This is a genomic window from Peredibacter starrii (genome assembly GCF_034259205.1).
Lineage (GTDB): Bacteria > Bdellovibrionota > Bacteriovoracia > Bacteriovoracales > Bacteriovoracaceae > Peredibacter > Peredibacter starrii.
Genome location: NZ_CP139487.1, coordinates 193,445 through 217,288, shown reverse-complemented (window position 1 = coordinate 217,288; position 23,844 = coordinate 193,445). Strand labels below are relative to the sequence as shown.

Sequence of the window (23,844 nt, the reverse complement as noted above, 5' to 3'; positions counted from 1 at the left end):
ACCCAGCTTATCGGTGGATATGACCGTAAAATTAGAACTTTATGATGGCAGAAAGTGAGGTGTCTACGAGTGATTCACCTTCGTAGATGTAATTACCGTCACCAATTTGGTCGGAATATTTTTGCGCGAATTCAAGTCCAAGGCGAGGACCCATCCAGGCAACACCCCAGCCGGTTCCTTTGAACTCAGTAACATTATCGTAGAACTGACCAACACGAATGAAGAAGTCACTGAAGATGTTGAGCTGAACTGCAGCTCTCCAGAGATACTTTTCTGACCAGGCCTTCGTGTATTGAGTACCCACGTCCCCAATTAACATAAAACGGTTCGTGATGGTGTATTGGAAACCAGCAATTAAACGCTCGTCCCCTGAATTGGTGCGAGTTGGATCTAGAATCACAATCCCAAGAATCATGTCATCGGCAGCAAAATGAGTCATACCAAGTGACATTTGATGGTGAGTTTGATGGCGATCTTTATAAGAATTTGGAAGAGTGTCTTGAACGTAGTTATAGCTCACACCCATAGCAGTCGATGGACCCATTGCAGCCGAGCCATGAAGCACCATTTTTTCGCGTTCGAAGTTATTCTCATCCTGAGTCAGATAGGCCACGCCGCCCTTTACCGCACCAGAATGATCGGATAAGAACGCACCTTGAGAACGGTTGTTACCCGGAAATTCATCATTTGCGGCCTTACGCAACTCGTTCTCGTCCTTCAGCGCCGTAGAATAACCCTGATAGGAAAAACTCGAACCACTAAAAAACGCCGACGAGGCTGGATTTAATATGGCGGCTTCGGTAGATAATATACTCGCAACACCGGCACCGGCAGTAGACATTAAGCGAGTAGTCTGAAAATCACGAATTTGGGCCCATGCAGACTGGCCCATGAGACATAAGGCAGCTAAAATAATTACTTTCTTCATATAGAAAAATGTAGAGAATTATTTTCTCTTAAACAAGGACATTTATGAAAATCAGAAAAGCGATCATTCCCATTGCAGGTAAAGGAACTAGATTTCTTCCAGCGACGAAACAAATCGCAAAAGAGATCATCCCCATCATTAATGTTCCCATGATTCATTACATTGTTCAGGAAGCAGTGGAAGCTGGCATTGAACAAATCATCTTCGTAACTTCTTCGGGTAAATTTTCTGTGGAAGATTACTTCGATCGTAACCAGGAACTAGAAGCGTTCCTTGAAAGAAATAATAAAATGAAAGAGCTCGATCTGATTCGTAAGATCGGTTCAATGGTGGACGTGACTAGCGTTCGTCAAAAAGAACAACTTGGTCTTGGTCACGCAGTTCTTTGTGCCAAGAACATGATTGGTGATGAACCATTCGCGATTCTTCTGGGTGACGATATTGTGATTAACGACAACCCGGCGATCAAGCAACTTATGGATGTATCACTTGTGAATAACGGTGCACCGGTGATTGGTGTGATGGAAGTTCCTAAACAAGACACGCCTAAATACGGAATTGTGAAAGGTGAGATCGTTGACGAAAAAACTCTTCGAATGACGGGCATGGTGGAGAAACCAAAACCAGAAGATGCCCCTACAAATCTTGCGACACCTGGCCGCTATATTCTCACTCCGAAAATCTTTTCAATCCTTGAGAAAATTCCTCGCGGTGCCGGTAACGAATATCAGTTAACAGATGCCATTAATGTTCTTTGTCAGAGTCAAGACGTCTTTGCCTATCGCTTTGATGGGGAAAGATATGACACTGGTAACGTTCATGGCTACCTTGATGCTACAATTGATTTTGCACTTAAAGACCCTGAGATTAGAGACACATTCCTGGCGTCTTTGAAGAGCCGACTTGTAAAACATGGAATTTCAGTATGATCAAAATTGTCCTCGCTTCTTTGTTTCTTGCCTCTGCTGCTCACGCATATGTCCCGACAGTAGAATCTTTGTTTCGTCACGGATCTAATCCGGATGTAACTGGAAACGGAATTTCACTAACAATGGTAGTGAAAAAAATGGGTGAAGAAAAAACTCCTGCCACAACCCAGGACGCTTCACTTGTTCAAGACTCAAGACCGGAAGATTTCTATAAGATCTTCATCACTCATAATCCGAACGATAGTTTGAAAATTGCTCAGACTCGTTACAAGAACGCGACTTTTTCTGAATCGTCTCTTGAGCATAAGATCTATTATCCGAACTTTACTTCTTACACAGTGAAGACGGATATCGAGCAGCTTGAGCGCGGACTTTTCTTTTCATTGATTAATAGCCTGACGCTGAATAATGGTTCACACATGGTGAACTACTTAAAGCAATTGGGTGTGCCGGTTCGTTTGAATAATGAACTTATCAACCGTGAAAAAGTGGAGTTCCTGGCGGATTATAAACGTTACCTCGTAACAATCGCCAAAGACAGAAACGCCAAGAAAACGGAAGTAAATCCAATGCGTCCGGATGATCGCGAGGCACGTGAGCGTGCGGAACGAATCATGAATGAATCTATGTACACAGACACGAAGCAGGTGAAACTTTCTCGTGATGATGGCCAGATTGCCTGGGTCGTTAATGCTGGCCCGTTTGAGGCAGTATTCGCGTATAAGTCGCGTGACCTTCAAAAAATTCGTTATAAGTCACAGGCGGGCGAACTAGAGATGGTTTGCAAGGACTATTGGCTTGCAAACGGAACTCACGCCATGCCTCGATACATTTTGATTAAGAGTTTAAACGGCCAGAGTTATCAAGTTGAGATCACAAACCTTCGTCACTATGTTGAGAAGGAAGCTGATCTAGTTCGTCGCTTGAATAATTGGGACCAGATTTTAAAAGGAAAAGAATCTTCTGAGCTTCGTCCAGAATTTCTACTTTAATGAAAGTTGCCCGCATTGCCGTAAACTATCCTCAAAAAAACGTAGGTCTTCTTTATCACTATGAAGGGGACCTCGTACGCGGCCAGGTTGTAGAAGTTCCACTGGGAAAACGTTCTGAACTTGGTTGTGTGGTCAGTGTGGATGAATCAAAATCTAAAGAATACGCTGATACTCCAGTTGATAAAATTAAATCCATTAAAGACATCGTTCCTGATTGGAAACTCGGTGAGGCCGAACTTCAACTCTATGAATGGATGTCCCAGTATTATCATTACAGTTTGGGACAATTGATCTTTGATTGTTTGCCTCATGTCCTGAAACGACCACGTGAACTTGAACAGACTTTGGGTGAGGGCCAACCTCTGGAGTTTGTACCGAACCCCGTTCAGAAATCTATCATTGAATCTATTCGCGAGGGTCTGGGCAGTTTCAAAAGAACATTGGTCCATGGCGTGACCGGCAGTGGTAAAACTGTCGTTTATCTTGATCTTATTAAGTCGACAATTGAAGCAGGGAAGAGTGTGTTATTTCTTCTTCCGGAAATTAACCTCACTCCGCAATTCATTCATACTTTCGCCAAATATCTAGATGCTCCGATCTTCTCTTATCACTCAGAACTTTCTGATTCTCAGAAGTATCAGATTTGGAAAGAAGCACGAGCAATGAAGAAGGGCGCTCTCATCCTGGGCGTGCGCAGTTCGATTTTTATTCCGGTTTCAAATCTAGGACTCATCATTATTGATGAAGAGCATGATACGTCTTTTAAACAAGACGATCGTTGTCCTTATAATGCTCGGGATGTGGCCTCAAAGAAGGCCCAGCTTTTAAATATCCCGGTTGTCATGGGATCAGCGACGCCAAGTCTTGAGACCTATAATTCATTTCACCAACCCAAGCAGAATCTATTTGAAATGAAAGAGCGTGCAGGGAATGCATTCCTTCCTGAAATCAGATTGATTGATGCTCGCGATAAGTCGGATAAGAGTGAAGATGATATATGGCCACTGGTTCCGAAATCAATTGAAACGATTAAAGAGGCCCTCGAGAAAAAAGAGCAGGTTCTCGTTTTCGTAAATCGTCTTGGCTTTTCTAGTTACATTCAATGCCGTGGTTGTGGACATCAGTTTAATTGTCCTAACTGTGCCATTACTCTTCGCTATTATAAGCGTAAGCACCAACTTGCTTGTCATCACTGCGAGTATAAAGAACCGATGCCATCTCAATGTCCAGCTTGTGGATGTATGACGATGTCTCATAAGGGCTTTGGAACTGAGAAAGTCGAAGAGGTTCTAAAAAGAATTTTTCCAGAGAAAGTCATTGAACGTTTTGATCGTGACGAAATCAAAACCTTTAAACAGTTGGAAGAGCGTCTTGGAGATTTCCACGCTGGAAAGATCGATCTCATGGTGGGAACTCAAATGCTTTCGAAGGGTCACAACTTTGAGAAGGTAAAACTCGTTCTCATTTTAGGTATCGATAACCAATTAAACTTTCCAGACTTCCGCTCTTCAGAAAGAGTTTATCAAACACTCACTCAAGTTGCCGGTCGAGCTGGTCGTTATTCTCAAGATGGAAGAGTTCTAATTCAGACTCTTAATCCAGAGAACTCACTGTTTCAGATTGTGAAGAACCACGACTTTCATCAATTCTATCAGGACGAACTAAAAATTCGTGAGCTGTGTGATTGCCCGCCTTTTAAACGTCTGGCGATGATTCACTTTTCTTCCCGCTTTCAGGACAAACTTATTGGCCATGTTACAGAGCACGCTGGAGCAATGATCAAAGGTTTGGTGGCCCAGCACTTTCCAGAAGTCTCGGTTTTGGGCCCGCGTCCGGCGAACATTGAAAAGAAGGCCAACCAGTTTACTTGGTCAATTTTGCTAAAATCTGGGGACCTTGCTCAACTCCACAACCTTTTGAAATCCTTCGAGATGAACTACAAATCCATGAGTTCAGTCAGCTACAAGATCGATATCGACCCCTATACCCTCATGTAAATGCTTAAGTTTCAAGGCCTCCTGTCCGAATAGAAGGTGAGATAACTCAACTTCTGTTTTGAGGACATTATGAAAAAGTTTTCGATCCTACTGCTTTCGATGGCAACGATGCCAGTCTACGCTCAGGGTATTTTGGGTTCCTTGAATTCATATCAGGAATCGCTGGAACCTAAGCATGTAAGTAGAACTGGTGAAGGTGGGAGCAGCACGACTGTGGGAAGTAGCTCGAAGCCAGTGCCGGAAGTTAAACCGAGTGGTGGGGCCTCTTCTACGACAAATAATAAGTGTGAAGAAAACGATCAAACCTCATTACCTTTAAGTTATATCACGTCTTTAATCATGGAAAAAGACGGTAAGCTCGATATCGTTCACGATCCTCGTCAAGGCACTCTGACAGTTAAATCTCCTGACATGATTTCTAACTGCTCAAGCATGCTTGATTGGAAATTAAAACAACCAGAGATTCAGGGTAAGAAGGCCTATGCCATTGAAGTAAAATTCAACAGTACTGGCGAATGTTCTGATCAAGGCTGTAAGTACAAAATTGCGAAAGTTAAAAATGGCGAATTCGAAAAATATGAAGAGATGGTTTTCAAACCAACACTTAAAGGTTTTGAAGAATGTCTTCAGAAGTCTGGAGTGATTGTTAATGGCAAGGTAGATCCAAAGGCCATTTATAGTTCTCAGGCGAATGAAAAATTCAACGGAATTGAGCAATCAGGAAGACTTCTGTTTCTTTCTCACGGTCCATCATCACCAATGGTGAAGGCGAAGTATGGAACGTTTGAAGCAGTAGATCGTTGTGACTATTACGAGCAAGCCCATCCACAAGTTAAAAATCTTCTGACTCTAGCGGATGAAGAAAAAGAGCGTCTGGATGCAGAGGCGGCAAAACTAAAAGATTGTCCGATCAATGAATATTACAAAGTGGCCGACTTCCTTGAAAAGTATGAAGACTACAGCGCGCAGCTTGGACAAGTTCGTGATCGTCTGATTCTTGAATCAGCGAAGAAGTCAGCAGAGGCCATTCTTAAAGGTAAATACACTGAAGATGATTTGAAGGTCATGGGTGATTTTGAGCGCTACATCGTTCAACCTAAAATTGACCTGGCCATCAGTCTTTATCAGCAAATGGTGGACCTTGAAGGTGACGCGAAGAAGGCCAAACAAGAAGAATTAAAAGTTGTTCTTGCTGAACTTTCGACTTATAGACAGAAGCCTTACTTCACTGGTGTTCAAACGAAAAAGTTAATTGAAGACGGTCGTTTCGAAGAAGCTGAGAAGCTTAACTCGATTATGATCAGTCTTGATAACTATCACCGTCTTGGTTCTAAGCAAGAAAACGTGGTGATCACTCCATCTGTAGCCGCGTCTCGTGTTACTTCTGCTCGTCAGGCATTCAAATCCCAACTTGAAACTGAGAGAGAAAACTATGAAATTCGTACTGGTCAAACGACTGGTAAATCTGATTACTACGCGCAACTGGCAAAACGCATGCGCCAGAATATTCAAATTCGTAGTCAGAACTTCAGCGCTGAAATTCAGAGCGAATACGAAAGAGTTCAACAACCAAATGGTTATTGTTTCAAATACTGGCGTAATGCTCAGAAGTGTATCCAGGACACTGTTGAGCGTATCCAGGAATTAACGGCCCTTCTTCAGCACTACAACAAAATTGATGAAGAACGTGCGGCCGAATACGATGCGAAGGCGAAATCATATGGCGAACTTGAGGCCCAAGGTCGTCGTTACATTGCCGCTCAAAATGGTGAAGAGGTTGTTGAAGAGAGAGTTCCTAAGCAGGATTCTTTTCCTGAGGACACGACTAGACCTCAGCCAAGAGCCGCAGAGGCCCAACAGCCTCAGCAAGGTCAGAATGGAGTTTACAATTTCCAATGGCCGCAACAGCAAGCGCAGATGACTCCGCAGAACTATCAGTATCCGCAGACACCGTATGCTCAGCAGAACATGTTCATGCAGCAGCAGAATCCATATCAGTATTATTCTCAGCCGCTAGGTGCTCAAGCTTATGGTGGGTATCAAATGCAGGGTGGATATAACTTTCAGTGGGGAGCTGGGAATCAGATGTATCCTCAGCAGCAGATGTATCAGAACTATAATCCGTACATGCAGTACAATCAGTACAGCATGTACAGATAAGATTAGAAAATTAGAATTCGAGAGTCGCTCTTAGACCGCCACCGTGCACGTTTGAGAGCGACAGTTCTTTAGCAGCGTTCGTGAAAGCGTAGTAATCTCCCACCATCCAGTAACCGTAGTAACCACCGATTGTAACGTTCGGATTCCAACGGTAATCAAAGCCTAGGTCGATTTCCCAACCGTAGTTTTTGTCTTGTTTGAAATCTGAATCAAAGCGGTAGTTCTCTTCATGATGATAAGATGGAGATCCGGCTTTGGCAGTCTCAAGTGCGTTAGCCATGATTAAGGCACCTTTCCAAGTCCACTTATCAGTTTTGTAGTTACCATATAGCTTGAAGAAACGAGCGTTCGTGATTGAAGAATCGAAAATCGATTTTCCACCTTCATTGAAGGCCGCATAGTTATAACGGAACATAAGGTCTGCAATTTGGAAGTTCGGGTGCATATAAGCCGCTTCAAACTTATCACTAGAGCCTTTGTCACCACTTGCTTGACCTGCAAGGAAACCCATGTCCCATTTTGGATTTAGGTCATACTTAAGATCAACAACGCCTGAGCTCGCAGAGATCTTCGAATCATCACCTTTAGCATAAACTTGGCCATAATCTCCTGTCATAAGTGCTGCTTCAGCTGTCACTTTGAACTTGTTCCATTTTTTTGAAACGAAACCATCAATAATTGTGATGTCCGTTTTGCCTCGATCAATTTCTGCATCTGCAGGAGTTGAACCATCAGTCGTTGAATTGTAGAGCGAGTTCTTCGCTTCCGATGAACGCTTCGCGTACAGGATACTCGCGATAAAATCTTTGTTCTTGTTATCGTATTTAGCTACTAGACCAAGCTCGCGCACATCAAAGTCACCCACTGGCTGGCCCTGAGGTTTGTTTTTTGTGTCGTTATAGCTAGAGATTTTTGCGTAATAAGGAGCAACGCTGAAATTACCGATCTTCATTTCAGCATCGATACCATCATACATAGTTAGAAAACGGTCCCATGGATCACGACCATCATCAAAAATCATTCCCATACCGAATCCGCGAGCGAAACGGCCTATTTTTACCAGGGCCGTATCTGCGTAAAGTTCCATGTACATTTGGTTAACATTCAGAGCACTTCTTTGAGCCGGAGTCGTGAAGAAGTAAGCATTGTTACCAGAACCATCGTAGTTATTAGCTGAATCATCCCCAGCGAATCCGCCACGAAGATAACCGCTTGAAAGCTCACCTTTAAGTGTTACACCATCGTTTACTATGATGTTTGGATTCAAGCGCATAGTATAGGTCTGAAAAGTAGCTCCACAGTCACCATTACGAAGCGCCTGGGTACCTGTTCGAACGCCTGTTCCAGTTGCATCACCCGGTAGTGGCTTTTGTGCCTCTCCAATAGCATCGCTGGTACGACAAGTGTTCGAGATATTGTGTGTATCAACCCCAAAAACCCCAGTCCAATCGATTGGAAGGGCCATGGCAGAATTGATGCTCAGTGCAGAAACAAAAAGCGTAGAAGTTAGACGTAAACTTTTAACAGTCACAGGTTCTCCATAGTGTGTCTGGTGTTCGGCAACCAGAATGGGAATAATGTATTGAAAAACTATAAGAAATCCCTTGGGATGTGTCCAACTATCCCACTTAAAAAATCTTGATTTCCTAATTGGGATATCTTGCAAAAAAGCATTTGGTACTTTATATTGCTTTGAACGCATTTATGTTCTGTAGGGGTGTCGACAAGTGGTAAGTCAGCAGATTTTGATTCTGCCATGCCCAGGTTCGAACCCTGGCACCCCTACCACTTTTGAAGGTCATCCTTCCAGGAGTTCAGAGTGAGACGAATGGTTTTAGTCTCGGGTACCTCAAACCCAATTCTCTCGAAGAAAATCTCCGAATTCCTAGACATCCCCCTTGTAAATCCTCAATTAAGACGCTTCGCTAACGGCGAAATCTACTGTGAAATCGAAAAGAACGTTCGTGGTGCTGACGTATTTGTCATCCAATCAACGTGCGCTCCAGTTAATGAAAACTTAATGGAGCTTCTGATTATCGTAGATGCTCTTAAGCGTGCTTCAGCAAAATCAATCACTGCTGTTGTTCCGCATTATGGATATTCTCGTCAGGACCGTAAGAGTGCTCCTCGTACTCCGATCACGGCTAAGCTTGTGGCGGACATGATGACCGTGGCCGGTGCTTCTCGTGTGATCACAATGGATCTACACGCGGGCCAGATCCAAGGTTTCTTCAATATTCCATTTGATAACATTTTTGCTTCTCCAGTACTTCTTGAGTACGTGGAAAAGAATCTTGATCGCTCAAACCTAATCACGGTTTCTCCGGATGCTGGTGGGGTAGAGCGCGTTCGTTATTATGCTAAGAAATTAGAGGCGGACCTCGCGCTTATCGATAAACGTCGTACTGGTCCAAACGTCGCGGAAGCGATGAACGTGATCGGGGACGTTGCTGGTAAAGACTGTATCATCATCGATGATATGATCGACACAGCTGGAACTCTGGTTCAAGCGGCCAAGGCCCTTCGTAAGAATGGTGCTAAGAAAATTTATGCGGCCTCAACTCACCCTGTGTTCTCACCTCCAGCGATCGACAGAATTGCTGCCTGTGAAGAACTAGAAGCAGTGATTGTGACGGATACAATTCCTCTTTCGGAATCAGCAAAACAACTAAGTAAAATCAAAGTCGTCACAACTGCCGACATCCTGGCGAAAGCTATCCACCGAACATTCAATCATGATTCGGTAAGCTCACTGTTCATCTAGTATGTTTCAGTTAGTTGTTGGAGTCGGGAATCCGGGAAGTCAGTATGCAGAGACCAAGCACAATATTGCTTGGATGCTTCTTGATCAAACTCCCACTTTTGGAAATGCTATCTGGAAATCGAAGTTTAAAGGCGAATACGCCGAGGCCTCGATCAAGGGTAACAAGTTTTACGCTCTTAAACCCCAGACTTTCATGAATCTTTCCGGAGAATCGGTGCAACCTATGGCGGCCTTTTTTAAGATCGCTCCTTCCGAGATTTTAGTCATCCACGATGAGCTGGATATCCCATTTGGGCAGGTTCATTTCAAGATGGGCGGAGGACTTGCGGGCCATAACGGTTTGAAATCTATTGCTGCTTGTTTGGGAACTGACAATTTCGCTCGCATGCGAGTTGGAATAGGTCGTCCTCCTCACGGAGACGTGTCGGGATGGGTTTTAGGTGGTTTCCACGGCGATCAAAAGATACAATTGCCGCTTCTCATCCAGAAATTGCATGACCCACTCGTTACCGCTATGGTAGATGGATTACAAAAAGTCGGCACTTACAATAAAAAGAATCTTTTAGCTTAAGATATAGGAGAAATTTATGGGTATGAATTGTGGAATTGTTGGTCTTCCAAACGTTGGTAAATCGACAATTTTCTCGGCACTAACATCGGCACCGGCCGAGGCTGCGAACTACCCGTTCTGTACAATTGAACCAAACGTAGGGATCGTTCACGTTCCTGATGAGCGTCTGGAAAAAATCGCAAAAATCGTTGGTCCGGAAAAAGTTATTCCGGCCGTAACTGAGTTCGTAGATATCGCAGGTCTAGTAAAAGGTGCTTCTAAGGGTGAAGGTCTTGGTAACCAATTCCTTGGTCACATCCGTCAAGTTGGAGCTATCTGTCACGTGGTTCGTTGTTTCGAAGATAACGATATCGTTCACGTTGCTGGTAAAGTTGATCCTGTTTCAGATATCGAAGTTATTAATATCGAGCTTGCTCTAGCGGATCTTGAATCTGTTACGAAGCGTATTCAAACTCTAGATAAATACCTTAAGTCGCAAGATAAGAAAGTTCAGCAGAAAGCTCTTATCTCAAAGCCGATCCTTGAGCGTCTTGTGAAGACTCTTGAAGCTGGTCTTCCGGCCCGTTCACTTCCACTTGATGCTGATGAGATCGACGCTATCTCTGATATCCACCTTATCACGATGAAGAAGATGCTTTACGTGTGTAACGTTGATGAAGCTAACCTTCTTGAAGAAAACGAGCACGTTAAGAAAGTTAAAGAGATCGCCGCTAAAGAAGGATCACAAGTGATCACAATTTGCGGAAAGATCGAGTCTGAGATCGCGGCCCTTGAATCAAAAGAAGAAAAAGAAGCATTCCTAAAAGATATCGGTATCGAAGAGTCTGGTCTTTCTAAGATGATTCGTGCTGGTTACAACATGCTTGATATGTACACGTACTTCACAGCTGGTGTGAAAGAAGTTCGTGCTTGGACTTTCCCGAAAGGTGCTAAAGCTCCTCAAGCTGCGGGTGTTATTCACTCTGATTTCGAGCGTGGATTCATTAAAGCAGAAGTTTACCACTGTAACGATCTATTCGCTCTTGGTTCAGAATCGAAGGTGAAAGAAGCCGGTAAGTTCCGTATGGAAGGTAAAGAATACGAAGTGAAAGACGGCGACGTTATCCACTTCAAGTTCAACGTTTAATTAAATCGCATTCATGAAACGGCCGCTGCAAACGACGATTGTTCTAGTTTTCAGCGGCCTTTTCTTTTTCTCTCAGTTCTATTCTCATAAGAACAATTGGATTGAGGCCTTTCCTTTCTTTCACTGGTCTCTCTATACTCACAAACAGGACATGATTCATGACTTTGCCGTCACCACACCTGAATTAATTCAAGGTGAGGAAGAGTATTGGATCATTCAGGAACTTGGTGCCGCTCAGGAGCAGGGCGATTACATTCAGATCAATCAAAGCATTAAAGAGCTCGCGAAACTTACGAAGGCCCATTCCTTCACACTTTCAAAACGCACACTTAATCCAGTGAACTATGTTTTACGTAAGGAAGTAATCAAGAACGAAGTCATGGCGACGTTTCGTCATCGGAGTAATGATTGAAAGAGATGCTTCGACTGTTTTACGTCTTCAAGATCATTGTTCTCGCGCTCTATGGAGTGGATTATGCACTTCATATGACAGGAGGGGGTCCTGAATGGCTTTGGCCGGTTGCCTGGTTTGGTTTTTTTAGGAACGCAGATTCTCTGGTCTTCTTTGTTGGGGCCCTTAGTATCTTGTTTGGATCTCAGGTCATAAAAGGTCCCTTTTCTACCGCCATGAAAGCAGGAGAATTCATTTTCTCGTTTTTATTTTTTGCGGCCTACTTTTCCCACGGGAAGATTGATCATAGTCTTCATGGATTGATCCTGACTTCCATCTTTTTAAGTTTCATCAACGGTAACGAAAAGAACGATCAGCTAGCCTATCGAAGTGCGGTGAGTGTTTTTGTTTTCCCATATTTCCTCTCTGGTCTTTGGAAACTTCGTATTGTCATTGAAGCTGGGATTGATGGGATTCTGACCTTTCAATTGGCCCGCAATATGGTCATTCAGGGGGAGAGCAATTCATTGGCGCTATCGCTTATGAATATGCCGATGAGTTTTCAGACTTTTTTATGGATGATGGTGATCGTGTTTGAACTTGCCGGAGTTTTCGTGGTCCAAAAACAAAAATGGATCAGGACCTGGGGAATTCTTCTCATCCTTTTTCACGGAGTAACTTACTTTGTCATGGGAGTTTCGTTTTGGGAGGCGCAGGTAGTGGCGCTGATCCTCATGGTTTTAGGACCAGCCTCTCACTATTTATTGAAGCCTAGTTTTACATCAAAAATCTGATTCAGTTCTCGTGGATCAACTACGTCCTGCTTTTCATTAATCAGCAGTTTATAGAAGAAGATATTACGGAAGATAAGTTTCACGTAGTTTCTTGTTTCTAAAAACGGAATCGCCTCAATGTTTTTAAGAATGGTGGCGTCCGTATCAAAGTAGAGATTCTTCCAACGTTCAACTCTTGATTCACCCGCATTGTAGGCCGAAAGGACATACACAAGGTTTCCGTCATAGCGCTTAACCAGACCCTTAAAGTACTTTGTACCAAGCTCAATATTGATCTCTGGATTCACAAGATGTTTATCACGAACTGAGCGCTTCAAACGACGAGCTGTGGCCGGCATGAGTTGCATTAATCCGCGAGCTCCTACTGGTGATCTTGCCAGTGGGTTAAACACAGACTCTTGGCGAATAAGTGAAAGCACTACGATTGGATCGAGAGGATCTTTCTTAAGTGCTTTTGAAAGCACTTCGATATAAGGTTTTGGATAAAGCACTTCTAAAAGTGAGCGATTAAAGAGCACTTCTTTTTTATCCAATACTTCATAAAGGTAGCGGAAAGTACCAAGGTAGTTCTGAGAAGTTTGAATGATTTTCGCGTTAATCAAATGAAGATCAGATTTAACAAGTTGCTGCTTGTCCGTCGGATATTTCACCAGAAGTGCCGGCATGCTGTGATTGTTTAAACGCTTAAGTTCCAGTTTCAAGAATCGAGCGTTATCAATCTTTGACCAGGCCTTAAGACGAATAAGTGATGAAATATGATCATCATCGAGGTTTTTCAGTTCAAGTCCCACTGGGGCCTGAGCGATGGCACCGTTTGTGGTGTAGAAAGAAATGAATTGAGAATCAGGCTTAAGCACCTGAAGCTTTTTCGTCGACATGATCCCGTAGTAACTTAACGGATGATTAACGATGATGTTCTCATAAAGAGCAATGGCGTCTGATTTCTCATTCAACTCTTCGTGAATGTAAGCAATCCAAAACTTAAGTCTTGGATCAACAATCGATGTGCTCTTCTTGATCAAGTTAAATTGATTGGCGAGTTTCTGAGCGTCTTTAAATTCATTAAGAGAAAGATACGTCCAAAGGTAGAAGAACAAGGCGTCTTCCTGGATCTCTTTATTGTTCTTTTTAACGATGAACTTAAAGATGTCACGTGAAAGATCCTTGTAACCATTACGGAACACAGATTTGGCGAAATCATTCATGCGCGTAAGACAGAGTCCCACGGGAAGATGATCCTGGTTAAGTTCCAGATAGTTCTTCAAAAAGTGATAGTGATCTTTGATCTTCTTTTCGTTGGCGTCTTTGCTGTCGATGGCCTTGTATCCAAGTTCAATCAGCTTGCCGTATTCAGCATAAAAAACGTTCTGGTGCTGAAGCGGATTAAAGCCCTTGTCCTGAATGAGCTTCGTGATTTGCTCATTAATCAGGATGTCTTGCAATACTTCCTGCGAAGGTACGATTTCGTGACGAACACTGTAAGTCGTAACTTCTTGCGATAGCTTTTTCAGGATTTCTGGTTTATCAGATTGAGATTGAACGAAATAAGCGAAGTTCTTTTTATTTTTCTTCGTAAGGAAGAACTTAAGATTTTCCTGAATGAAAAGTGTCGCCTCATCACTTAAGGTCTTCGTCTTATCAATGTCTCGACCAATTGATTCAAGTGTTCTTTCACGACAATAGTTACCCGCCAGACGTTCTAGCACTCGCTCAAATGGCAGAGTTTCCTTTCTGGTCGTATATTGACGACAGTAAGTAATAAAATCACTCGTGCCGTTAATTTTTGAAATATGCTGAATTGATTTAAGCCATGGAACAAAAAACGCAAAATTCTTCGACTTCTCTGATTCATTCAGGACCTTCGTTAGAATTTCCTGATTGATATAACCCTTCTCAGTGAACTTCACCATGTTCACCATGTGTTCAGCAATAATGTGATCAGCACGGGAAAGCTGGAGCTTCTCCGAGTTTAAGATATTGTCATACGCACCGGTAGATGCATGAGCAACACTAAGGCCTAAAGTAGTGAGAATGATCGTTCGGAAAAAATTCATGACTCTCGAAAAGTAAATCCATCCCTCATGGATGGATGCCAATAAGTATAACATTGAATGGGAAATTAAAGAGGTTTTTTGTAACGGGATTTAATGTCGATTAGCCGACGATTAATCTCGTTCAAAATGGGCTTTTTATCGTCTGGAACTGCCGCAGAAAGGTTCTCAATGTAAGAGGCCACTTCATCGACATATTGGAAATCGTTTTCTTGATTTTGTGCCACTGTTTCAAGGAACAAACTAACTTCATCAGCTACATCTTGAAAGTGATCTCCCGTGCGAAAAGTCAGAGGACTGATCGGCTTTCCTTCCCGGATAGAGGCCAGATGGTTCTTAAGCTTGAACATTGGGCCCGCGATCTTATGGGTCAGGAAAATGAACACGATAAAGGCCAAAAGTGTGATCACCAGTTGGATCAGCACGAGATAAATAATCAGTTCATTTCGTGCAGCAATAACATTATTTGGCAGTTCAGGGGCAGAAGCTGCAATCATCTGAAAAAAGTCATAAATAATGATCGGATAAATGATAGTTGAGGCAAGAATAATAGAACAAACGACCACACTGAATTTCAGCTGAAATGATGGATTAATCAAAAAGATGGAACGTTTGTAAAATGCCAAAGCTTATTCCTATTCAAGGTATTAATAGAATAATAAAATGAGTTCGTAATTTGTACTAGCCGGAAATTAGGGCATTAACCAATCAGTTTACTCAAGCAAGTAGGGTTCTATGATAGATCAAATCAAAGCGCGTTTAAATCAAATCAAAAATCCGGCCACAGGGGCGACCTTTGAGGCCGAAAACCGTTGGCAGCATATTGCAATGGATGGGGACAAGCTTGTCGCCCAATATAACCGTGATGGGATTTCCCCCGCGGAAAAAAGAGTGATCGAGGGCGAGATTCAAAAGGCCCTAGGTGACCTCATGGTGGTTGATAACATCATGGTGAAAACCACATCTTCACAAAGTCAGGACGTTTTCAAGGCCCTGGATAAGCAAGGCGAAGCTCCGACAAAAGCACCAGAAACTCAACCGGCCCAAATTAAAGCAGGTCACGGGACAATCGATAAAAAGAAACCTGTTCCGGGTGTTGGCAAAATCATCGCAATCGGTTCAGGCAAAGGTGGGGTTGGTAAATCGACTTTCACGTCAAACCTGGCCCTAAGTCTTGCAAAAAAAGGTCACAAAGTTGGTATCATTGATGCCGATATTTATGGTCCTTCTCTTCCGATGATCTTCGGTAAACGTGATGAAAAGCCTCGTTCAAACTCTGAGAAAAAAATTATCCCAGTTGAGGCTTTTGGCATTAAGTTCATGAGCTTTGGTTTCTTTATTAATGAGAATGACCCTGTTATCTGGCGTGGACCGATGCTTGGTGGAGTTCTTAATCAGTTCCTTTTCGATGTAGATTGGTCTGGACTTGATTACCTCCTTATCGATCTTCCTCCTGGAACTGGTGATATCCAGCTCTCTATGATTCAAAACGCTCACGTAGACGCGGCCATTGTTATTTCAACTCCACAGGACATTGCTCTTCTTGACGCCAAAAAAGGTGTTGAGATGTTCAAGAAGCTTAACCTTCCAGTTATCGGTATGGTTGAGAACATGAGCTCATTCATCTGTTCAAGCTGTGGAACTGAACACCACATCTTCGGTGAAGGTGGAGTGGCCAAAGCAGTTGAGCAGTTACAAATCGATTTCCTGGGCCAAGTACCGCTTGAGATCGAGCTTCGTACTGGTTCAGATCACGGTCTTCCATACATGTCTCAAGACCAATTCCAAGGTCGTCCGGTTTGGACAAGCTTCATGAATGTGACTGAGAAGGTTGAGCATTTCTTCAATCCAAATCCAACTCCTGCTAACAAGGGTGGATTTTTCTCTAAGATTCTAGGGCTTAATAAGTAATGGAATCGAAGTTGATGGGAGTGATTGAGGAGCAGGTGGCGGTGCAATTTACCGGGAAGGTAAATGTGCTGGCCTCTTTCAATCGTCAGTTCCTGGGTCACCTTCTTTTTAAAAACGGAGAAGTGATCCAGGTGAAGTTCAATGGTCACCTTGGACTTAAGGCCTTCTATCAACTCATCATTCAGGAGCATTCGCTTCAGTCTTTTGATTACGTAGTGGAGCCGGAGCTGGTGGAAGAAAAAGAACGCCAGATTCATTATCCATTCGCCGTCATTAAAAACAAAATGGCAGATGTCCTGAAGCAGTACCGCGAGTCGCTTAAAGTTCGTCCACCTGATCATGTGAAGATTCTGATTGATTCGGAATTCATCGACGATACTCTTCCAGTAACTCCGGAGGAGTATGATGTTCTTCAGACCCTGACTGAATGGAATAATACCCATGATATTTATCAGCATTGCCCATTAATGGATCATGAAATTACCTGGGCGTTGGTAAGTTTGCGGAAAAAGGGCGCTCTTAAGATCGTGGCCCCGAAGTGACGCACCTGGTAGCCATCAAGATGATGGTGACCACTTAAAAAAAAACCGTTAAAATGGCTGAAATTTTTTAGAGAGGGTTCTAATGAAATCGCAAAAGCACAATGAAGGCGAACTAAAAGAAGTAAGCGTAAAAATCGAAAAGCAAGTAGCTCTAGACTTAGATACTATGTCTAAGAACACAGGTATTCCTGTTGCTGATCTTGTTGTAATCGCACTTAAGCGTTTCCGCTCTTCTCACTCTGATTATCTGAAACAAACTCCAATGACTGAATAATTTCAAGGCCCTCTTTCGAGGGCCTTTCTTTTTTTATCTGTTACTCCTCTAAGCACCTGTTCAAAACTTATTCAACATTTCAGTGATAGATTCAGCTTTGGCCGGCATCCGGTTTGAAAGAGATATTTGATCTATTTATTGGAGCTATTTATGAAATCCACAATCTCAACTATATTTCTTGGTCTTCTCATGGTGACAACTGCCCAGGCCGCTTCCCTTGACCTTCAAAATTTCGTTGGAAAATATGAGCTCTCTCCCAATGGACAGGACTGTGGACAGTTCTTTGAAATCCGCCTTCAAAATAAATGTAATGGTCTCATTACCTCGATGAGTGACGATCGAAACTTCGCAAGCCATGAAAGTGAAGTGGTTGATTTCTGTTTGGGTCAGGCCTCTGAAAAGAAGAAGAGTAGAGAGAGAAGACAAACCATAACCATCACCAGAAATACGCGGGCCATCTTGAAGGACAATCAAATTGATCTCTCTGAGATTTTTAAAGAAGAGCCAAGTGAAGGTATGACCCTTAGTCAGAACACTAAGTTTTCACTAAGCGGTAATAAGCTTAAACGAAGTATTACTACTCGCTTGAATGGTAAGAAGATGGATAGCAGTGAATGCACTTATAAGAAGCAATAATGATTAAATCCCAAGGCGCAGGTCTGGCCTGCGCTTTTTTTTGACGAAATTTCAAACTGACTCTAAAAACTGTCTAACTTTTAAACATCCCTCTAATTTCTATCTACTTAACCAGCGTAAAACCCCTTTAAAACGAGTCCTGAATTGGCATCCCCCTTGCTTTATAGACGGCACAGGGGAATTTTATGACTTGGAAACTGCACAAGAACAAGACAGCTGCGTTTATGGCCTTCGGTCTATTTATGGTGATCGGAACCTACAATGCGGTGGTGATTAACTCAGAATCTCATCTGGCGGGAACAGACATCAAGTTTGTAAAACGGTTGGATGAAATATATGGAGTCACGGTTTCCGGACGTGAAGTTGCGGCTTCAATGAATTGGCAGAAACTTTCTCCACAGCAAGTGGCGGTTCATAAAAATAAAGTCCGGCCTCGGCAACTAACACAAACAGTTTCAACTTCTAATTCTGCGCCAGAAGTTTCCGCCGGTGACATCGTTCCCGCGGCCGCGGTTCAGGAAGAGCTTTCACTTAATCTCGTGGAAGTGATCAACCCTAAGAAATGGCAAAAGGGTCTAACTAATACTCAGTTTAACGGAAGTCTTGCCACTAATAATGGCGTAATTGAATCATTAAGTGTGTCTCTACCAAATGGTGAGGGTGTATCAGTTTCATTCTCAGAAATGGTGGGTAACGTCTTTGAGTATGATCTCGATGGAGAACTCTATTCGGGGATGATGTATCAGATTGATCAGGGCGCTTACATGGTAACTCTGACCAATGGTCCCTTAGAGGGCACACGTTTAAGATTCCTTGCTGATGCTCCTGCAGTAGAACAACAACAAAACCAAGAAATCTTAGCAGAGAACAATGGCATTGAAGTTGGTAACTTCGGACAAGATCCATCACTAGATCAACCGATAGAACAAAATCAGAATCAAGAATTTGTTCAAGCGGAAGAAGTTCAGGACAATAATTTGCAAGATCAACAAATGCAGCAACAGCCTTTTAATGAAGAACAAGCAATGAATTACGATCAAAGCTTACAACAACAACAACAATTCTAATCTCATAGAGGGCCGGTGATGAACCGGCCTTTTTTATTTTGAGGTTGCCTCAATGTTACGGCTACGGTTTGTAGCAGACCAGGTATGCTACAGACTGTTGCGAGAGAAAAAAATATCTCACATATATAAGACAGTTTTTTCACTCTCAAAAGTTCGTGTTGACGTTAAAAAAATTATCGTGATAGGTTCACCTTCTACTCCAAAATTTCCCTCGAAAAAAAATTCAAAATTACGAAATTCTTTAGTTGTTTTTTCTAAATCACCAACCTATAAAGCCGGCATCTCACACAACTACTTCACTCACGAAGTAATTAACCAACAGGAGAATCTCTCATGAAAACTCTCACACTTGCTTTCGGTCTTCTACTTGCTTCTAGCTCGTTCGCTGGCGTTATCTACAGCAACACTGCTGACCTTTCTACATCAGCAACTCAAATCAAAATGACAGACGCTGAGTACAAACTTCTTCCAACTAAAACTGAAGTTCGTTGGATCCCAGGTTGTAACCCAAATGGCGAGCGTCACCCAGTTGAGTGTCAAGAAACAGTAGTTCTTGAGTCTCAACCAGTAATCACAGTTAACGTTGAATACGTAGATTCAATGTTCCGTTCTGAAGGTAACGAAAAAATGAACCTTGCTCTTAACTTCCGTCTTGAAGATTTCTCACCTGCAGACGTTGCTGCTCTTAAAGCTGCTTACCCAACTTGGGCACACCCTTTCTCTCGCGCTGGTCAGAAATTCGCCAAGAAAAACTTCGACCTTCAAGTTAAACTTGCTTCTAGAACAATCCAAGTTGTAGACGTTCGTAACTCTAAACTTTGCCGTATCATGGAATCAGGCGAAATGGAGCCAGGTTGTGAAGAAGTAATCGTGTACAAAGATGCACAAACAACTGTTAAAGAAGTAACTCTTCTTAAGAAATAATCTCTGAGAAAATTTACTTTAGTACGGGGCCAGTCAATGACTGGCCCTTTTTTTTGCTTTATTAATCTATAAAGCAAAAAGTCGATCCAATGTCGCCAGGCATATTTGGTTTTAGGTGTACTTCCTTTTCCTATGAAAATAAAAGCAGCCTTCAAATTGTTAACCAATATGAGGAGTCTGCATGAAAGGTTTATTATTAGTTCTTGCTCTAATCGTAAGTGCGCATTCGTTTGCTGGTGATTTATTCACAAAAACGAGAATCTTTGATCTTGATACATCAAACTTTAAAATTGAGTACGCTCAATACAATGAAATCCCAACTAAAACGGAAGTAAGACCAATTCCTGGATGTGATGTATATGCTGATCGCCACCCAAGCGACTGTGAAGAAACAGTGGTATTGGAAAAAGTGGCAGCGGTAAGCATTATCGTTGGCTATAAAGATCCATCTAACCTTCATGAGAATGAAATTCCAACTTGGTTCGCCTTCAACGTTCGTCCAGAAGAGATTCCAGCGGTGGAGCTTGCTTCATTAAAGGCCGTATCTTGGAGAAATCCATTTTCTAAAGTTCCTGTTTCTGTTGCTAAGAAGAACTTCAAATTAGAAGTTAAACGCGTTCAGAAAGAAGTTCAGGTAATGGATGAGGCCAACTCTACAATTTGCCCACGAGAAAACAATTCTTTTGATTGTGAAGACGTTATCGTTTACAAACCAGGGTTAGCGACAGTTAACGAAGTAACAATTCTAAAGAAGTGATGGATAGGGGCCGGTCGTAAGACCGGCCTTCTTATTTGGTGTTCACTTTAAGAAACGGAATGATTTCACGATCTAAGTAACCTGTTTGCCGGCCCAAACATGCTCCTTTATAAGAGGTAAAACTCGCTCAAAGGATGCTTATGTTAAAGTTCATCGCTCTCGCTCTAACAGCTCTTTCTCTTTCAAGTGCTTTCGCAGATGTTGGTGCACCAACTGCTGAAAAATACCGTGCTAAATTCACAAATTTTTCATGTAAGAGTTTCCGCGATAAGGCCCCTGCTCCTGAACGTCTTACAGATCTCAATTTGAAGTTTGGTCACCTGGGTGTTGATCGTGATCTTAACTTCGCCATCGTTAATCTTGTTTCAACAGATGATAAAGGTTGTGAGTACCGTGCTCGTTTTGAAAGAATTCGTGCTACTCGTGAGATCAAGTTTCTTGAGTCTCAAATGATCGGTGGGGAAGAATGTCAGGCACTCAAGCTGGAAGTTGATCCAACTTTTGAGGCGGGCTTCATGTACATCTCAAAATACGATTACTATTTCGCGCTTAGATTCAATGATAAGTTCGCTAATGCTTGTGAATCGACTACTGGTAACTTCATGGCAGAATTCGAACTAGGTCTATAAAGACTTCATCTTGTCTTCAAGCCCCTGTGTTGAATAGAAACCAATTTTACCAATGTGAAGTTGGATTTTTGTGAAAGGCAGGGGCAAAGTTGCTTTGTTCCAGCTCTTCTTAAAAACAAATTTCCATTTCGGATATCCACGTACAGGCACAATTGGTCGTTTTGATTTATCAGAAACGGCCGTAATACCTTCTTTCACCTTATAGATGGGTCCACGTGGTCCATCCACGGCAATCGTCATCTTATGGCCATCAATCACTTTTCTCATACCGGCGAGTAGCCCAGCAACCCCGCCACGATGTGATGAACCACGCACAGTCTGATAACCCATATGTTCCACAGCACTGGCAAGAATCTGGCCGTCTTTAGAATTAGAGATCAGGATGCAGATGTTTTTATAAGAAAAATAGGGAAGGCAGGAAAGATCATCCTGATGAAAACAAGCATAGATCAGGTTTCTGCCTGGATTAGCATCTAACGTCGCTAGGTCTTCGAATAAGGCCTTTTTATCAGCGGGATCTTCAAAAGAAAGTTCGTAGCGAAAAGTTGAAGCGTAGATCTTATAAAGAAAGCCGGCCAAAAGGCCGGCCAATCGTTGAAGTAGCAAGTATTACTTTCCTAGAAGCTTCTTGAACTCTTCAGTCATCACAGGAACGATCTGGAATAGATCGCCTACGATACCGTAGTCAGCTTTAGTAAAGATTGGAGCATCTGGATCTGTATTGATCGCTACGATAACTTTTGAAGTTCTCATACCGGCCAAGTGCTGGATAGCACCAGAAACACCACAAGCGATATAAAGAGAAGGAGCAACAGTTTTACCTGTCTGACCTACTTGCATAGCGTGTGGAGCGAAACCAGAGTCAACAGCGGCACGTGAAGCACCAACAGTTGCACCTAGCACGTCTGCCATTTGCTCAAGAATTTTGAAGTTTTCAGCGTTCTTCATCGCACGGCCACCAGTTACGATGATGTTGGCTTCAGTTAAGTCAGTCTTCGTAGAAGCTGCTTTAACGATTTCTTTAATCATCGCGCGGATTTCGCCAGCGTTACCAGCAGCGTCTGCAGCGGCACCAGCACCAGCAGTTGGATTAGCTGTCATGCCAAGAGCGTTTGGACGAATTGATACGAAGTGAGGCTTTGGACCTGTGATTTCAACTTTAGCAAGACACTTACCAGAGAAGAAAGGACGTGTTCCAGCGAATACACCGCCATCCATTGTGAAGTTCGTAACGTCTGAAGCTAGACCAGCATCAAACTTAGAAGCTAGACGAGGAAGGAAGTCCTTACCCATAGAAGTAGCACCAGCGAAAACATAGTCATATGATTTAGATTTGATGAAATCAGCTAGAGCGTTAGTGTAACCTTCTGGAGAATATTTATCCAGGTTAGCACCTTTGATCTTGTGAACGTTTTGAGCACCGAATTTAGCAAGTTCTGCAACTTGATCAGCACCGATATCACCGATCACTGCAACGTCAGCAGATTGACCAGCAAGCTTTCCAAGAATTTCTAGTGTCACAGGTTTAACGTGACCATCATGAAGTTCAGTGAAGACTAATACGTTTGCCATATATATATCCTTTAAAAATTAAATTACTTTCGCTTCTGTGCGAAGAAGACCTACGACCTGAGCAACAACTTCTTTTTGTTTTGCTGCATCTGTAGCGTCAAACTTCTTACCAGCTGGTTTCTCAGGAGGAAGACGGAATTGAGAATACTTCACACGTCTGTCAGCATCAGAAACACCAACGTCAGCAAGTGAATACTGTGCCATTGGTTTTTTCTTCGCTTTCATGATTCCTGGAAGAGAAGCGTATCTTGGAGTGTTAAGACCTTTGTTACAAGCAAGCACTACCGGAGTGTTTACTTCGTAAACTTCCAGAGCACCACCTTCAACTTCGCGCTTAACTTTTACAGTCGTACCGTTAAGTTCGAAACCAACGATAACTGAAACTGAAGGAAGACCAAGCATCTCAGCAAGAATTTGTGGAACTTGAAGAGCATCGTCATCGATTGCTTGTTTACCAGCAAGGATGATGTCCGGCTTCTTACCAGTTTTCTCGATGGCACCTTTAAGGGCCTTCGCGATTGAGTGAGAATCCAGGCTGTCGTTGGCCTCAACAAGGGCCGCATCGTCTGCACCCATTGCCATCGCCGTACGAAGAGCTTCTGTATCTTTTACTGAACCAACGCGAACTACAGTTACGTTAGCAGCAGGATTAGATTGCTTAATCAATAGAGCTTGCTCTACAGCAAATTCATCATAAGGGTTCATGATCCACTTAATAGAAGCTGTTTCAATGAAACTACCATCACCTGTTGGAGTGATTTTTGTTTCTGTGTCTGGAACTTGCTTCACGCACACAAAAATATTCATAGTATCTCCTTTCTAGAACTAG

General features: G+C 42.7%; 24 protein-coding genes and 1 tRNA gene. 18 read left to right on the top strand and 7 right to left on the bottom strand.

The genetic code is table 11. The features are described from left to right. Positions 1-31: 31 nt before the first annotated feature. Complete coding sequence (locus SOO65_RS01220) at positions 32-928, bottom strand: hypothetical protein (RefSeq protein ID WP_321395681.1); 897 nt, start codon at positions 926-928, stop codon at positions 32-34. Positions 929-972: 44 nt separating this feature from the next. On the opposite strand from SOO65_RS01220, the gene galU reads away from it, so the two are divergent. The 4 genes from galU to SOO65_RS01200 all read left to right on the top strand — a co-directional run bounded on the left by galU (position 973) and on the right by SOO65_RS01200 (position 7,006). Then, entirely contained in the window at positions 973-1,857 is an 885-nt protein-coding gene (gene galU, locus SOO65_RS01215; protein WP_321395678.1) for a UTP--glucose-1-phosphate uridylyltransferase GalU, read from the top strand. Further along, a complete protein-coding gene (locus SOO65_RS01210) occupies positions 1,854-2,849 on the top strand; it encodes a hypothetical protein (protein WP_321395675.1) in 996 nt (331 codons plus the stop codon). The genes galU and SOO65_RS01210 overlap by 4 nt, the downstream gene beginning before the upstream one ends. Then, positions 2,849-4,846, top strand: a complete 1,998-nt coding sequence (gene priA, locus SOO65_RS01205) for a replication restart helicase PriA (protein WP_321395672.1) — start codon at positions 2,849-2,851, stop codon at positions 4,844-4,846. Before SOO65_RS01210 ends, priA begins: the two co-directional genes overlap by 1 nt. A gap of 69 nt (positions 4,847-4,915) precedes the next feature. Further along, positions 4,916-7,006: a hypothetical protein gene (locus SOO65_RS01200; RefSeq protein ID WP_321395669.1), complete on the top strand. Its 2,091-nt coding sequence runs from the start codon at positions 4,916-4,918 to the stop codon at positions 7,004-7,006. Between the two features lie 10 nt (positions 7,007-7,016). Here the strand turns inward: SOO65_RS01200 and SOO65_RS01195 are convergent, their stop codons facing one another. Continuing rightward, complete coding sequence (locus tag SOO65_RS01195; protein WP_321395666.1) at positions 7,017-8,537, bottom strand: hypothetical protein; 1,521 nt, start codon at positions 8,535-8,537, stop codon at positions 7,017-7,019. Positions 8,538-8,719: 182 nt separating this feature from the next. Here SOO65_RS01195 and SOO65_RS01190 point away from each other — a divergent pair. The 6 genes from SOO65_RS01190 (at position 8,720) to SOO65_RS01165 (ending at position 12,652) form a co-directional block, all read left to right on the top strand. Further along, positions 8,720-8,794: transfer RNA gene (locus SOO65_RS01190), tRNA-Gln, on the top strand. A gap of 40 nt (positions 8,795-8,834) precedes the next feature. Then, entirely contained in the window at positions 8,835-9,770 is a 936-nt protein-coding gene (locus SOO65_RS01185) for a ribose-phosphate pyrophosphokinase (protein ID WP_321400168.1), read from the top strand. Position 9,771: 1 nt separating this feature from the next. Beyond that, positions 9,772-10,341, top strand: coding sequence for an aminoacyl-tRNA hydrolase (gene pth / locus SOO65_RS01180; protein ID WP_321395663.1), 570 nt, complete (start codon positions 9,772-9,774; stop codon positions 10,339-10,341). Between the two features lie 16 nt (positions 10,342-10,357). Then, positions 10,358-11,467 (top strand): redox-regulated ATPase YchF, encoded by a 1,110-nt coding sequence (gene ychF / locus SOO65_RS01175; RefSeq protein ID WP_321395660.1) that lies wholly within the window; start codon positions 10,358-10,360, stop codon positions 11,465-11,467. Positions 11,468-11,480: 13 nt separating this feature from the next. After that, entirely contained in the window at positions 11,481-11,879 is a 399-nt protein-coding gene (locus SOO65_RS01170; protein ID WP_321395657.1) for a hypothetical protein, read from the top strand. Further along, positions 11,876-12,652, top strand: a complete 777-nt coding sequence (locus SOO65_RS01165; protein ID WP_321395654.1) for a hypothetical protein — start codon at positions 11,876-11,878, stop codon at positions 12,650-12,652. The genes SOO65_RS01170 and SOO65_RS01165 overlap by 4 nt, the downstream gene beginning before the upstream one ends. Here SOO65_RS01165 and SOO65_RS01160 read toward each other — a convergent pair. Both SOO65_RS01160 and SOO65_RS01155 read right to left on the bottom strand, forming a co-directional pair. Beyond that, positions 12,616-14,706 carry a lytic transglycosylase domain-containing protein gene (locus tag SOO65_RS01160; RefSeq protein WP_321395651.1) on the bottom strand — a complete coding sequence of 697 codons (2,091 nt, stop codon included), beginning with the start codon at positions 14,704-14,706 and terminating at the stop codon, positions 12,616-12,618. The two genes, SOO65_RS01165 and SOO65_RS01160, sit on opposite strands and share 37 nt — an antisense overlap. 65 nt (positions 14,707-14,771) lie before the next feature. Further along, positions 14,772-15,329: a hypothetical protein gene (locus SOO65_RS01155; protein WP_321395648.1), complete on the bottom strand. Its 558-nt coding sequence runs from the start codon at positions 15,327-15,329 to the stop codon at positions 14,772-14,774. Between the two features lie 109 nt (positions 15,330-15,438). Between SOO65_RS01155 and SOO65_RS01150 the strand changes: the two genes are divergently transcribed. The 8 genes from SOO65_RS01150 (at position 15,439) to SOO65_RS01115 (ending at position 21,443) form a co-directional block, all read left to right on the top strand. Next, positions 15,439-16,614 (top strand): Mrp/NBP35 family ATP-binding protein, encoded by a 1,176-nt coding sequence (locus tag SOO65_RS01150; RefSeq protein ID WP_321395645.1) that lies wholly within the window; start codon positions 15,439-15,441, stop codon positions 16,612-16,614. Continuing rightward, positions 16,614-17,156 carry a hypothetical protein gene (locus tag SOO65_RS01145; RefSeq protein WP_321395642.1) on the top strand — a complete coding sequence of 181 codons (543 nt, stop codon included), beginning with the start codon at positions 16,614-16,616 and terminating at the stop codon, positions 17,154-17,156. The genes SOO65_RS01150 and SOO65_RS01145 overlap by 1 nt, the downstream gene beginning before the upstream one ends. Before the next feature lie 82 nt (positions 17,157-17,238). Continuing rightward, positions 17,239-17,430: a hypothetical protein gene (locus SOO65_RS01140; RefSeq protein WP_321395639.1), complete on the top strand. Its 192-nt coding sequence runs from the start codon at positions 17,239-17,241 to the stop codon at positions 17,428-17,430. Between the two features lie 150 nt (positions 17,431-17,580). After that, positions 17,581-18,066, top strand: a complete 486-nt coding sequence (locus tag SOO65_RS01135) for a hypothetical protein (protein ID WP_321395636.1) — start codon at positions 17,581-17,583, stop codon at positions 18,064-18,066. Between the two features lie 185 nt (positions 18,067-18,251). Next, positions 18,252-19,133, top strand: coding sequence for a hypothetical protein (locus SOO65_RS01130; RefSeq protein ID WP_321395633.1), 882 nt, complete (start codon positions 18,252-18,254; stop codon positions 19,131-19,133). Between the two features lie 333 nt (positions 19,134-19,466). Beyond that, entirely contained in the window at positions 19,467-20,057 is a 591-nt protein-coding gene (locus SOO65_RS01125; protein WP_321395630.1) for a hypothetical protein, read from the top strand. Positions 20,058-20,238: 181 nt separating this feature from the next. Next, positions 20,239-20,814, top strand: coding sequence for a hypothetical protein (locus SOO65_RS01120; RefSeq protein WP_321395627.1), 576 nt, complete (start codon positions 20,239-20,241; stop codon positions 20,812-20,814). Between the two features lie 140 nt (positions 20,815-20,954). Further along, entirely contained in the window at positions 20,955-21,443 is a 489-nt protein-coding gene (locus SOO65_RS01115; RefSeq protein WP_321395624.1) for a hypothetical protein, read from the top strand. Here SOO65_RS01115 and SOO65_RS01110 read toward each other — a convergent pair. Genes SOO65_RS01110 through SOO65_RS01100 form a run of 3 tightly spaced genes read right to left on the bottom strand, consistent with a single transcriptional unit; the run spans position 21,438 to position 23,822 of the window. Further along, positions 21,438-22,049 (bottom strand): lysophospholipid acyltransferase family protein, encoded by a 612-nt coding sequence (locus SOO65_RS01110; RefSeq protein WP_321395620.1) that lies wholly within the window; start codon positions 22,047-22,049, stop codon positions 21,438-21,440. The genes SOO65_RS01115 and SOO65_RS01110 overlap by 6 nt on opposite strands. Before the next feature lie 3 nt (positions 22,050-22,052). Continuing rightward, positions 22,053-23,015, bottom strand: coding sequence for an electron transfer flavoprotein subunit alpha/FixB family protein (locus tag SOO65_RS01105; RefSeq protein ID WP_321395616.1), 963 nt, complete (start codon positions 23,013-23,015; stop codon positions 22,053-22,055). An 18-nt stretch (positions 23,016-23,033) separates the two neighbouring features. Beyond that, positions 23,034-23,822: an electron transfer flavoprotein subunit beta/FixA family protein gene (locus tag SOO65_RS01100; RefSeq protein WP_321395613.1), complete on the bottom strand. Its 789-nt coding sequence runs from the start codon at positions 23,820-23,822 to the stop codon at positions 23,034-23,036. Positions 23,823-23,844: the final 22 nt, after the last annotated feature.

What these genes read in the sequence shown, in the direction of transcription:
- SOO65_RS01210 (WP_321395675.1), top strand. Translation starts at nt 1,854, where the DNA reads ATGATCAAAATTGTCCTCGCTTCTTTGTTTCTTGCCTCTGCTGCTCAC.
- priA (WP_321395672.1), top strand. Translation starts at nt 2,849, where the DNA reads ATGAAAGTTGCCCGCATTGCCGTAAACTATCCTCAAAAAAACGTAGGT.
- SOO65_RS01145 (WP_321395642.1), top strand. Translation starts at nt 16,614, where the DNA reads ATGGAATCGAAGTTGATGGGAGTGATTGAGGAGCAGGTGGCGGTGCAA.
- pth (WP_321395663.1), top strand. Translation starts at nt 9,772, where the DNA reads ATGTTTCAGTTAGTTGTTGGAGTCGGGAATCCGGGAAGTCAGTATGCA.
- SOO65_RS01160 (WP_321395651.1), bottom strand. Translation starts at nt 14,706, where the DNA reads ATGAATTTTTTCCGAACGATCATTCTCACTACTTTAGGCCTTAGTGTT.
- SOO65_RS01125 (WP_321395630.1), top strand. Translation starts at nt 19,467, where the DNA reads ATGAAAACTCTCACACTTGCTTTCGGTCTTCTACTTGCTTCTAGCTCG.
- SOO65_RS01200 (WP_321395669.1), top strand. Translation starts at nt 4,916, where the DNA reads ATGAAAAAGTTTTCGATCCTACTGCTTTCGATGGCAACGATGCCAGTC.
- SOO65_RS01140 (WP_321395639.1), top strand. Translation starts at nt 17,239, where the DNA reads ATGAAATCGCAAAAGCACAATGAAGGCGAACTAAAAGAAGTAAGCGTA.
- SOO65_RS01130 (WP_321395633.1), top strand. Translation starts at nt 18,252, where the DNA reads ATGACTTGGAAACTGCACAAGAACAAGACAGCTGCGTTTATGGCCTTC.
- SOO65_RS01120 (WP_321395627.1), top strand. Translation starts at nt 20,239, where the DNA reads ATGAAAGGTTTATTATTAGTTCTTGCTCTAATCGTAAGTGCGCATTCG.
- SOO65_RS01150 (WP_321395645.1), top strand. Translation starts at nt 15,439, where the DNA reads ATGATAGATCAAATCAAAGCGCGTTTAAATCAAATCAAAAATCCGGCC.
- galU (WP_321395678.1), top strand. Translation starts at nt 973, where the DNA reads ATGAAAATCAGAAAAGCGATCATTCCCATTGCAGGTAAAGGAACTAGA.
- SOO65_RS01100 (WP_321395613.1), bottom strand. Translation starts at nt 23,822, where the DNA reads ATGAATATTTTTGTGTGCGTGAAGCAAGTTCCAGACACAGAAACAAAA.
- SOO65_RS01185 (WP_321400168.1), top strand. Translation starts at nt 8,835, where the DNA reads ATGGTTTTAGTCTCGGGTACCTCAAACCCAATTCTCTCGAAGAAAATC.
- SOO65_RS01220 (WP_321395681.1), bottom strand. Translation starts at nt 928, where the DNA reads ATGAAGAAAGTAATTATTTTAGCTGCCTTATGTCTCATGGGCCAGTCT.
- SOO65_RS01105 (WP_321395616.1), bottom strand. Translation starts at nt 23,015, where the DNA reads ATGGCAAACGTATTAGTCTTCACTGAACTTCATGATGGTCACGTTAAA.
- ychF (WP_321395660.1), top strand. Translation starts at nt 10,358, where the DNA reads ATGGGTATGAATTGTGGAATTGTTGGTCTTCCAAACGTTGGTAAATCG.
- SOO65_RS01115 (WP_321395624.1), top strand. Translation starts at nt 20,955, where the DNA reads ATGTTAAAGTTCATCGCTCTCGCTCTAACAGCTCTTTCTCTTTCAAGT.
- SOO65_RS01170 (WP_321395657.1), top strand. Translation starts at nt 11,481, where the DNA reads ATGAAACGGCCGCTGCAAACGACGATTGTTCTAGTTTTCAGCGGCCTT.
- SOO65_RS01135 (WP_321395636.1), top strand. Translation starts at nt 17,581, where the DNA reads ATGAAATCCACAATCTCAACTATATTTCTTGGTCTTCTCATGGTGACA.